Here is an 11,328-nt window from a genome sequence, read left to right as displayed (position 1 = left end):
TAAATCAATTTTATCCATCTAAATGTTTGATTTAGAAATTTCATAAAAATAGTATGCGCGCCCTCCGTTGAAAGAGTCTTTCAACCGGAGCATAAAAACTAACGACAGAAGAGTAATCTCAGTGAAAAAAACGCTCGCTATTGCATGCTTTGCTGCTCCGTTAGCTGCTACGGCAGATGACGCGCAGATTCAATCATTTATGAACAGTTTTCATCAAAACCCGCAGGCGGTGATGAATGCTTTGCCAGAGAAAGATGGCGACGACTACCAGCATCTCAGCGCAGAAGAGATTGGGGATCTTCGCACTCGCATGCGCAATGAAATCATCCATCGATCAACACTGAATGACACGGAAGGTGATGCTACCGGCCCGAGTATTCAACCGTTTTCCGCCATCAGTCTGTACAACGACAACCCAGCTCGACTGGTTGACGCTGGCAATGGCTTAGTACGAAACCTCAGCACTCTCGATCAGCAAGCACCTGACTCAAAGAAACTGGATATGCAGCCATGGTCAGACACGTATTGGCCGTTATACTCAGGTGCTGCTGCCTGGCGTTACGCCGATCGTGATTTGTCTGCCTATAACTGGAAAGACTATTACGAATTTTCTCACGGTATTAAGCCGCTGGAAAACTACTCTGCTGACGAGCGTCACTTGCTGTCACCGGCTGAAAAATACGACTTACTTGTGGGTGACCAAAACCGTACCTTAACTAAGCGCTCGTGGGATTCAGGCAAAGGTTATTTCGAATCCAACGGCAGCGTCGAAAGATGGATGGGACTGTGCCATGGCTGGGCAGCGGCTGCCTACATGCTTCCTCGTCCGGCTCAGTCTGTAACGGTACCGGATGCCAACGGTGAGATGCTGAAATTTTATCCATCGGATATTAAAGCACTGGGCACCCTGTTGTGGGCCGAAGCTCCATTCAACACCAAGTTTATTGGTGGTCGCTGTAACATTAAAAACCCAGAAAAAGACGACAACGGTCGTATCATTGCTTCCCAATGTGTTGATAACAACCCAGGCACCTGGCACTTATCGGTTCTAAACCAGATTGGTATTACTGGCCGTAGCATGATCATGGATGCGACCTACGACTATCAGGTTTGGAACCAGCCGATCCTAGGCTATAAAGTGAAGTACTTTAACCCGCAAAACAATCAAACCTCTGACAACCCTGCCGACGTCACCATCGCCATGGCAGACTACAGCAAAGATAAGTTCACCAAATATCGCGCTTCAGAAGCACAGTCGGTCGTCGGTGTGCAAATGCAGGTGCAGTATATGGTTGAGACTAATCCAACTCACCGCAATACCGATATTCCACGATACGACGGTATTTCGCGCGTAACCTACTACTACGACTTGGAACTTGACGCACAAGGCGACGTGATTGGTGGCGAATGGTACCAAAACGCTCACCCAGACTTCTTGTGGACACCTACACCAAACGCAGTGGCTAAATCATACTACGATGGCCAAGGTGACTGGGATGTTACTCAATCAGTACCACAAAGCTGGCAAAATCAAGCACCAAGCGCATCACGTTATACACAGCCGATGACGTCAATTGTAACGGCTCTGTTTAACGCCTCAGCAGAAGTTGATACGCCAACGGCAGAATGGAAGCAACTGGTCACCGAGGAAACCCAGTGCCTGGACGTTGCCGGCAGCAGCACCTCACCAGGCACCGTGGTTTATGGCTGGTGGTGCCATGATGGTGATAACCAGCAATGGCAACTGACGCCACAAGGCAAGTTAATCAGCAAAGTAGCGCCTGACTTGTGCCTAGACCAGCAAGGCAGCGATATCACCATGGAAAGCTGTATTGATCGTCCAAACCAAACTTGGAGAATGGAGAATGGTCAGCTGATTAATGCACTGGATAATGCCTTAAAGTGGAACCCCAATAGCTGGCGCGTAGAAGCCGATGTTGCAGGCAGCGACTGGGCTTGGAAATAAGCCAAACACCAAGTTAGCTTAAAAAACGGCGAGCATTATGCTCGCCGTTATTATCTTTACTCGGTTATCGTGTTTTAAAACGCTGCACCGTCTATTTTTCGCACCCGAATATCTGACAATACTTGAGTATCGGCCAGCCTCATATTAACGGCGAGGATAGCTTCTGAGCATTTATCCGTGGTGATGTAGTGAGTCAAACAACCGCAGGTCTTGCAACGATGGAACTCCACCTCTTGATCACCCCAACAGTAAAAATCAGTATCTGCCTGCGTTAGCTGAACCTGATCAGGTGAACAATAAGCCCAAAGGGCAGCGTAACGCCGACAGATGGAGCAGTTGCATTCGCCGACCTCTTCAGGGGCAGCGTCTAAAACCAGTGTTACGTTACCGCAATGGCAGGTTAAGTGCATAGTTGGCCCCACTGTTTAGACTAAGTTATTTCCAGTAATCGGCCATTATCTCTGTTGACCATCCAGGCTGATGCACAGCTCCTCTGGGCAGAAATTCTTGCATAACAGGCTTAATATCAACCACCGGCGTTCCATCAATGGCATCCAAACCCTCAACCCGTAGCTTGTTGCCTTCCACTTCGGCGATCTTGCATACAGTAATACCCAGACGATTGGGTCTGTTTTTTCCTCGTTGAGCGAATATACCGACTTTAGGCCAGCTGTTATTATTTCTAGGATGCCTAGAGGCAGTCACTATGTTGGATTCATCTACCTTATGAAAGCAGTACACCACCTCAACGTGGGAAAATGCCTCCAGCCCTGAAAAGGCATCTTGATCAAAAGTGCTGTCTAGCTCGATGTAACTTGTTTCTCGATCCCAGCCATCATCGATCGCGTCTACTCGTGTTGATGACACATAAGCAATGGGCTTAATAGTAAAACTCGCCATTTAATTATCCTTTCTCTAGCAATATCGCGTAGCAGTGTATGCATACACCGTGCAGTCAGATTAGAACAATACTATATCGCATATCAATAACACTCTCTGACTGGAACACTGATTCAAAGCGTAGAGGTGCCGTCAGTGTGGCATGCGGGGGGGGGCAGTTCATAACTGCGTGATCGAAATAGTATTACAGTCTCTAGCCTTCTACAACAACGGTTGGCGACACGAAGCTGAAGTTATCTGTCGCTCTCCGTCGGCTAGGGTCGGAATATGCCGTTGGCGATATTGAAAAAGATTGATCATTTTCTTTTTGTCGCCGTCTTATTCTGAAAGTCTGTGCTATTCGCGCAGCGCCGTATAGAATTTTCCAGAACGTCACTACACGAATAACGATTGGGCACCCAATACTCTGGCTGCCCTTACCCGTACCTCAAGCGTCCGCTAAGGCTGTATAGGTCTCACCTTTTTCTAGCCCGCACGAATGAGGCTGAGTGTTGCGAAAACTCACAGGGATTGTTTGGCCACAGGGCAGAGTATTGTATCCAGGTGGTAAGTTAGGGCCGCATTTTTGCACGTCGAAGTGTAAATGTGGCCCACCGCTTTGACCCGTGTTGCCGCTCTTGGCAATCACATCACCGGCCTCGACAACGTCACCCTCATCCACCAATGCACCTTGATGGGTCAGATGAAAATAGCGTCCTATGGTGCCATCGGAGTGGCGAATAAAAACGTAGTTTTCTGCTAAGTCCTGGCCGTTGTTATCTTCAAATTTTTCACGCACGGCAACCACTTCACCACCTCGCGCCGCCACGATGACAGAACCAATCGGCATGCGAAAGTCGACGGCATACAAACCGACACCCTGATTGGCTTTGCGATAATGCCCAGTGGTGACCTCCACCTTGTATGCGTCACCTACGGGATAAGGCAATAGATACGACGATTGATCTTGCGCCGGGTAAAGGCTGCAATCAATATCAACATTTTCACCGCTACAGGCAGCAGATAAAGACGTCAGCAGCAATGCACTAACACAGCGAAGTTTGTTCAAAATACACCATCCCTTTAGCTTTGGTGCCGCTTTTTTAGAGCAGCTCACTGGAGCGACTCACTATATGGAATCCCCTGCAACAGGACAAGCGCGGGGCACAGACTTAAATACCCTGACAACATCTTCGGGAAACTACCTTGGAAAACCTGCCAATACGTTGTCATAACATGCTGGCGCGAATGACAATTGCGTCGTAAGTGACTCTGTCGGGCTGTCATCAGGTCATAAAAACTGCTCGAATGACAGTATGCCGATGGGCCGGGTGTTAATCGACGGCTACAGACCCGCCAAAGCATCAGTAGTGAGTGCAGTGTGCCATTCGCAACCAATCAGTAGGCCGATTCGCACTGCAGCGCCGACTGGTTCTGCATTTTATGGGCCAGCGGCCGAGATGGAATGTATACAATTTTGTATGCTAGCCCCGCTGCAGATGTAAACCAGTGCGCGCCCTCTCAAGTGCATAATGATGCTCATAACTTGTAAGAATCTCTGCTGTTAGCGGCCATAGCCGACAGCCACATAGATCAACAGGTGAATGTCTATGCGACGACCCGATACTTTTGAGCTTCGCGGCCACATGATGTTTACGAGCACTCACGTTGCTAGCCAACATACCCGCTGTACCGAACTGGGCCGAAGCGATAAAACCCGTCCACTCGATGGTTACGAGTACATATTTGATGACGCAGACAGCGCCAGCGACGATGTCCCAGTCTCTGCCAGTGCTGTTGCACAGGGCGACTCTAATGCCCGATGGCGATGCGCCGATCAGTTCCACCAGGTAGGCGCTCAATTTGGCAGCATGGTGGTCACAAGGAAAGGTTCTGTGGACTATAAAACGCCTAGCTGGGGATTAGTTAGCCGCTTCTCCAATGTGCACTCGATCGACATGACTCCGGTGTCACACCCTCCCAATGGCCAGCTCATAGCCGATCATGATTCCGTGCGTATTTGGTGGACGCCCAGGGCGGAAAGTTATAGCAATGAATCGTATCTTGATGAGCCTCAACTCGGTATGGAGAAGCAAGCACCATGAGTAACGTACAGAATGATAGTTGGGGCTGGTCACTTATGGCTAAAAAATACGCCAAAAGAACAGTCCTGTCCGTTTTTCAAATTATTCTAAACCTTCATTTCATAATTATTCTCTATGCACAGAAAACCGTAACCACTATCAATGCTGACACAAAACTATCGATTACCAATAAAATTGGATCAGATTATGAATGCTAAAAGACATTTTCTAATTTACTTCATCATCCTGACACTATCCGCCTGCGGCGGTGGCTCTAGTGATAATTCAAATAATGCTTCTGATGACACTTCAGAGGAGACTTCTAATGACACCTCTGACGACACCTCTGGCGACACCTCTGACGACACCTCTGGCGACACCTCTGACGACACCTCTGACGACACCTCTGACGACACCTCTGACGACACCTCTGACGACACCTCTGACGACACCTCTGACGACACTGCTGATGATAATTCTAATAACCCTCCAGTCGGAATGATGACATCTCTGCCTATTGTTTCTCTAGATCAGGTAACCCATGAAGCAACGACCTCTGGAGCATGGAGCGACTCTGCAACTTGGAAACAAGGGTCTATTCCATCATCCGGAGCAAGAGTATACATTCCCCAAGGTGTCACGGTTCAGATTGAAAATAGAATTAGAGAAAGATTAAAAACGGTTCGTATTGATGGAAAACTGAGCTTTAATCCAGCACTCAATACAGAACTACTAGTCGATACATTAGTAACGACAGCATCTGGTGAGCTAGAGATCGGAACCAAGCAAACACCCATTCAAGCTTCTGTAACAGCTCGAGTTATCATTATTGATGATGGTGCTATCGATCGCTCATGGGACACTGAGCTGATCAGCCGCGGTCTTATTTTAATGGGTAAAACCACACTATTCGGTCACGCGAAAACAGGGTTTGAAAGCGTTGCTAGCTTCCCACGTGCTGGTGACACAACCCTCAACCTAAAAACAATACCGACTGGGTGGGAAGTGGGCGACAGCATTGTCATTGCTGGCACTGATCCTATAGATCCAAGCAGTGACGAGACGGCTATCATAACTGCAATAGATGGTATGCAGATCGTTATAGATGCCCCCCTTACGAGGGGTCACGTTGCACCCAAATCAGACCTCGAAGTACATGTAGCAAATCTCACGCGTAATATTCAGATTACTTCAGAAAATCCTACCATCGATCGAAGAGGTCATGTCATGGTGATGCATAACAATAATGCATCAATCAACTATGCGTCTTTCAACAAACTGGGGCGAGTTGATAAAACAAAGATCATGGATGATCTTGAGTTTACTGACTTGGATCCCAAAATCGCTCCTACTTTACTTGGGGGTACCAATGTACGTGGGCGTTATTCACTTCATTTCCATAAAGGTGGAACCAACAAAAATAGTTCTCCAGCGGTCGTCCATGGAAGTGTGGTAACGGATGATCCAGGCTGGGGATTTGTCAATCACTCATCACACGTCAACTTCTCTAATAATGTCACACACAATATTGTAGGAGCGGCCTATTACACGGAGGCTGGCGATGAAATAGGTTCATTTATTAACAATATTGCTATTCGAACGGTTAATCCAAATGACCCATTGAAGAGCCTCGATGAGCTTGACCCAGATAGTAGAGAACACAGACAGGACTATGGCTTTCAAGGAGATGGCTTTTGGTTTCATGGTCCTAATGTAACGGTAACCGGCAATATTGTTTCAGGAGCTTCTGGTCACGCCTACATCTGGTGGCCAGAGGGATTATTAGAAAAAGCGAACGATGGTAGCACGATTAAAATATTCCATGACACTGCCAATGTGCCGAATGGAAACTTAATTGGCCCAGATGGCACTAAAATGCAGATTTTCGATGTTCCAATCGGCAAATTTGAAAACAACCAGGCCTACAGCACAACACGTGGTATTCAGGTATTTTACCTTCATACCGATTTCTTTGGTGATGGGGTTCATCTCGAAGATGGTATACCTTACCCATCCCCAAGCTACTACGGTCAACTACGCTCTACCATTTCCAGCTCAACACTCTGGAACATTGAAGAAACCGCAGTTGATATACCTTATGTCAATCGTATAACGCTGAACAATCTGCGTCTGGTTGGCTATGGTGGCGCCAATACGGTAGGTGTTGATGCTGCACATTTTCAGAATTTAACTGGCATTCAGCTGGTAAACCTGAATATCGAGAACTTTGAAACTGCCATGCAAGTTACTACTACGGGAGAGGTAACAATCGACGGTGGTACATACAGTGATAATAAGACTGATATTCAGTACATAACACCGACTGAAGATGATTAGCATATTTTTAAATAAACATATGCATTAGCAAACGCTCAACATGCTTGCGGGGCTGTACCAACTGGCCCTGCATGTTATAGGCCAGTGGCCGAAGTGGAATGTATACAATTTTGTATGCTAGCCCCGCTGCAGATGTAAACCAGTGCGCGATACCACCCGTGCATAATGACGCACACAACCCCTCAACATCTCTGGCTGTGCAGGCCACGGCCCACGGAGACTACACAGGTGAATGTCTATGCAACTAGCAAATATTGTCATACTCAGAACGGCTTTGGTGCTCGCGGCCGCGCTGTCGGTATCCGCTTGTGGCGGCACCGATGGCTCAGACACAGCTCAAGAGCCCGTGGCAGGGTCCGACCAGGGCCAAGATAACGATCAAGATAACGATCAAGGCAACGATCAAGGCAACGATCAAGGCAACGATCAAGATAACGATCAAGATAACGATCAAGATAACGATCAAGATAACGATCAAGGCAACGATCAAGGCAACGATCAAGGCAACGATCAAAACGGCGATCAAGACGGCAGCCATGGCAGTGACCATGGTAGCGATCACGGCAGTGGCGACCATACCGCACACCACTGCCATTCAACGCCGGACTTTGCGCGCACAGAGCTGGTCACGCACACGGCCACTCAATCGGGTGCTTGGTCTGACCCAGCGACCTGGGGCGGCAATGTACCCGACACCGGCGCCGTTACTCGAATTCCAGAGGGCGTATCCGTCACACTTGGAAGTGTGTCGGACACACGCTTAAAGCTTGTCCGCATTGACGGAGCCTTAACCTTTGCCAACGACCGCAACACCCGTTTGCTGGTGGATACGCTCTACAGCTCATGCAATGGAACATTGCAGATCGGCAGTGCAGAGCAACCCATTAGCGCCAACGCCAAAGCCGAAGTGGTGTTTATCGACGAGGGCCCAGTGAGTGATGCCGCCAGACTCAGCCGAGGGGCTATCTTAGCTGGCAAAACCACCATGCATGGCGCTGCCAAAACTCACCGGGCCATCATCACCCCTCAGGCCAAACAAGGCGATACAGAACTCAGCCTTAACCAGGAACCAACTGGCTGGGCAGTGGGCGATCAGCTGGTGATTACAGGCACCGTCGTCAACGACCCAGCCAGTGACGAAATTCGTACCATCAGTGCCATAAATGGCAACCGAGTTACTCTCGACCAGCCGTTAACGTTGGATCACACAGCTCCCAAACCAGAGCTGAATGTGTACGTCGCCAATATCAGTAGAAACATCGAGTTTCGCTCTGAAAATACTGCCATTCAGCACCGTGGCCATATGATGTTTATGAGCGCTCACGTAGATATCCAAAATGCCCGCTTTACCGAACTGGGTCGCAGCGATAAAACCCGCCCACTCGACGACTACGAATTCATATTTGATGACCCAGAAAGTGCCGGCGACGATGCCCCCGCTTCTGCGAATGCCGTTGCATTGGGTGGCTCAAATGTCCGAGGTCGCTACGCCATTCACTTTCACCAGGTAGGCACTCAACCCGACAGCATGGCGGCCACGGTAAAAGGTTCTGTGGTCTATAAAGGGCCAGGCTGGGGATTTGTTAATCATTCTTCCCACGTGCATTTTATCGACAACGTGTCCTACGGCTTGCAAGGCGCGGGCTTTTATACCGAGGCCGGCGATGAGCTGGGCAGCATGCAGGGAAATATCGCCATACGCAGCATCAACTCGTCATTTTCCGTCGATGACCAGGGCGCCATCGACCCGGACTTACGCGCCAATAGAATGGACTATGGCCACGATGGCGATGGCTTTTGGCTCACTGGGCCTCGCGTCAGTCTGATTAATAATGTTTCCGCTGGCGCCTCCGCTCACGGTTTTATTTATTGGAGCGACGGCATCATTAACCCTGGCCCTGGCTGGGTAAAACGGGTGTCGATTCCGGTGTCACACCTCCCTAATGGCCAGCTCATCACAGGTCGCGATTCCGTGCCCGTTTGGTGGGCGCCGATGGCAGAAAGTCGCGGTAATGAATCCTATGGCGCAACGGTCGGGTTCCGCATTCGTTACATACATGCCAAGAATTATCTTGGACGCGAAGAGCAAAGCGATTTTCACCGCTCACCACCGCAAGCCTACATCGACACCCTGTCACCGACTGTCAAAGATCTTACCGTGTGGGGCAGTCGCGACGGTGTATTGCTGAATTACAACGAGCGCTTAAGCCTGCAAGGTGCAAACATTCACGGCTTTGGAAAAGATATTAGCCAGTTCAGTTTTAATGAAGGCACGGCCAAGTCCGGGGTTGGCCTAGACATATCAAACGACGCCACACACGGCCCTGGGCGGGTAGACAATGTCTCCATCGAAGGATTTGGTATGGGCATGGCGCTGCCGGTCAACAGCCAGTGGGATATGAACCAATTAAGCCTAACCAATAATGGTACTGATCTTCTGGTGATCGATCCGGAAAGTGAGGGTGCAAGAATATCCATCAGCAATCTTAACTATCAGAGCTTTAGTGTTCATGACCAACCGGGTGCGACGACCTTTCCTGAGCATATTCAGATAAACACCGTACAATAGCCCACCTAGTAGTGGCTCAACCCACCGATCCACCACATGCAATTCCAGGGGCCTATAAGCCCCTGGAATTCTAAAACGTCTAACCGTTAAACAGACGGAAAACAATCCATAGGCTGCTCGCGGACATCGCTTACCAGCAAGGCAGACTTACTTGACATGATCATTGGCGACTGACCAGCAGGTTGACTCCAGACATGGCTAGGAAAGTTGCACATCCTCGATTAAAACGCTGCGCCAGCTTAGGCCGCGAGAACCATTGACGCAGATACAAACCAAAAGCCGCGTAGATTGAAATTGCTACCAGCTCTAACAGCAGAAAGGTGACACCCAAGGCAAAAAACTGCTCACTCACATTCGATGAGACATCGACAAACTGAGGCAGAAATGCAGTGAATATCAGTATCGCCTTCGGGTTTCCAGACGCCAATAAAAATTCCTGTTTAACCAGAGAAAGCTGACTACTCCTATGTTTGATATCCGCAATAGGGCTAGTATCTGAGCGCCACAGGTTGAATGCAATCCACATCAAATACGCCGCTCCGAGCAGCTTAATAGCCAGAAACAAAGCTTCAGAGGTGTACAGCACAACGGCCAAGCCAGACGCTGCCAAAGCAATCATCACAGAAAATGCAGCGATTCGCCCCAAACCAGCGATAAGCGCGGATGCAAATCCGTAACACCGAGCATTATTCATAGATAACAGATTGTTTGGCCCTGGTGTCATATTGAGCGCAAAACAAGCCGGTATAAATAGTAATAATTTCCAAACATCCATCATTCATAGTCCTTAGCGTTAATACCTAAATCTACCCCGAACCTAAATTTCTTACATAGGATAGAGATATGACACAGAATTATAAACACTTCCAATATTTTAAGCAGGATCTAACCATCCAGCATCCACTGCTTTATCTATCTGATCTAGCATCCAGCTGTGAATATCAGGAGCAACCCCTCCAATAAACTCGTTATGTTTTAGCACCATAGACCTTGTGATCGTCTGCTCTTTCCAAGTTCGACCTTCATTAGAAAGGTTTAATACAAATGGCAATAGCTTATCGAAGACTTTTACCCATTGGCTTTCTAGCGAAGTACCCTCTTCATATTCGGCCCAGAGCTCCTTTGCCTCGGCACCAAAACTTGAAAACTGAGCTTGGAGCACCGTCATATATGCAAGCTCCCGTTCATATTTCCCTGAAGTATCGTGATATGCGCATACGTCACCAGCGCCAATCTCACAGATATCATGGCAAAGAGCCATTCTTATGCATCTATCTAAGTTCACCTCAGAAGGCATATATTTTGCGAACCCCAAAAGCGAAACAGCGAGATGCCAACTATGCTCCGCAGAATTTTCGTTTCTAGTACCGTCCGATGTATAGGATTTTCTGTAAACTGATTTAAGCTTATCCAACTCCAGCCCGAGGAGCGCTATTTCATTCATACGATCTTCTCCGATAGAACCAGTCACGTTTATTTCATACTGCTATTTG

8 protein-coding genes are annotated in these 11,328 nt (G+C 48.4%); 4 read left to right on the top strand and 4 right to left on the bottom strand.

Annotated features, from left to right (window positions below):
- Window positions 1-121: 121 nt before the first annotated feature.
- Window positions 122-1,966: a ricin-type beta-trefoil lectin domain protein gene (locus tag CHH28_RS07165; protein WP_094059657.1), complete on the top strand. Its 1,845-nt coding sequence runs from the start codon at window positions 122-124 to the stop codon at window positions 1,964-1,966.
- A 435-nt stretch (window positions 1,967-2,401) separates the two neighbouring features.
- On the opposite strand, the gene tsaA is transcribed toward CHH28_RS07165, so the two are convergent.
- Both tsaA and CHH28_RS07150 read right to left on the bottom strand, forming a co-directional pair.
- On the bottom strand, window positions 2,402-2,866 hold the full coding sequence (gene tsaA / locus CHH28_RS07155) for a tRNA (N6-threonylcarbamoyladenosine(37)-N6)-methyltransferase TrmO (protein ID WP_094059655.1): 465 nt from the start codon (window positions 2,864-2,866) through the stop codon (window positions 2,402-2,404).
- A gap of 427 nt (window positions 2,867-3,293) precedes the next feature.
- On the bottom strand, window positions 3,294-3,914 hold the full coding sequence (locus CHH28_RS07150) for a M23 family metallopeptidase (RefSeq protein WP_094059654.1): 621 nt from the start codon (window positions 3,912-3,914) through the stop codon (window positions 3,294-3,296).
- 541 nt (window positions 3,915-4,455) lie between these two features.
- On the opposite strand from CHH28_RS07150, the gene CHH28_RS07145 reads away from it, so the two are divergent.
- The 3 genes from CHH28_RS07145 to CHH28_RS07130 all read left to right on the top strand — a co-directional run bounded on the left by CHH28_RS07145 (window position 4,456) and on the right by CHH28_RS07130 (window position 9,835).
- The gene (locus CHH28_RS07145; RefSeq protein ID WP_094059653.1) at window positions 4,456-4,950 is read left to right on the top strand and encodes a hypothetical protein; all 495 of its coding nucleotides are present in this window, start codon (window positions 4,456-4,458) and stop codon (window positions 4,948-4,950) included.
- 141 nt (window positions 4,951-5,091) lie between these two features.
- Window positions 5,092-7,266 carry a G8 domain-containing protein gene (locus CHH28_RS07135; protein WP_157729810.1) on the top strand — a complete coding sequence of 725 codons (2,175 nt, stop codon included), beginning with the start codon at window positions 5,092-5,094 and terminating at the stop codon, window positions 7,264-7,266.
- A 238-nt stretch (window positions 7,267-7,504) separates the two neighbouring features.
- A complete protein-coding gene (locus CHH28_RS07130; RefSeq protein ID WP_094059650.1) occupies window positions 7,505-9,835 on the top strand; it encodes a G8 domain-containing protein in 2,331 nt (776 codons plus the stop codon).
- A 160-nt stretch (window positions 9,836-9,995) separates the two neighbouring features.
- Here the strand turns inward: CHH28_RS07130 and CHH28_RS07125 are convergent, their stop codons facing one another.
- Window positions 9,996-10,610 carry a LysE family translocator gene (locus CHH28_RS07125; protein ID WP_094062009.1) on the bottom strand — a complete coding sequence of 205 codons (615 nt, stop codon included), beginning with the start codon at window positions 10,608-10,610 and terminating at the stop codon, window positions 9,996-9,998.
- 99 nt (window positions 10,611-10,709) lie between these two features.
- On the bottom strand, window positions 10,710-11,279 hold the full coding sequence (locus tag CHH28_RS07120; protein WP_094059649.1) for an HD domain-containing protein: 570 nt from the start codon (window positions 11,277-11,279) through the stop codon (window positions 10,710-10,712).
- Window positions 11,280-11,328: the final 49 nt, after the last annotated feature.

It is taken from the genome of Bacterioplanes sanyensis (genome assembly GCF_002237535.1).
GTDB lineage: Bacteria > Pseudomonadota > Gammaproteobacteria > Pseudomonadales > Oceanobacteraceae > Bacterioplanes > Bacterioplanes sanyensis_A.
This window is presented reverse-complemented; position numbering and strand designations above follow the sequence as displayed.

Excerpts from the sequence above, each read along its gene's own strand:
- tsaA (WP_094059655.1), bottom strand. The coding sequence starts at position 2,866 with ATGGCGAGTTTTACTATTAAGCCCATTGCTTATGTGTCATCAACACGA.
- CHH28_RS07145 (WP_094059653.1), top strand. The coding sequence starts at position 4,456 with ATGCGACGACCCGATACTTTTGAGCTTCGCGGCCACATGATGTTTACG.
- CHH28_RS07135 (WP_157729810.1), top strand. The coding sequence starts at position 5,092 with ATGCTGACACAAAACTATCGATTACCAATAAAATTGGATCAGATTATG.
- CHH28_RS07130 (WP_094059650.1), top strand. The coding sequence starts at position 7,505 with ATGCAACTAGCAAATATTGTCATACTCAGAACGGCTTTGGTGCTCGCG.
- CHH28_RS07125 (WP_094062009.1), bottom strand. The coding sequence starts at position 10,610 with ATGGATGTTTGGAAATTATTACTATTTATACCGGCTTGTTTTGCGCTC.
- CHH28_RS07120 (WP_094059649.1), bottom strand. The coding sequence starts at position 11,279 with ATGAATGAAATAGCGCTCCTCGGGCTGGAGTTGGATAAGCTTAAATCA.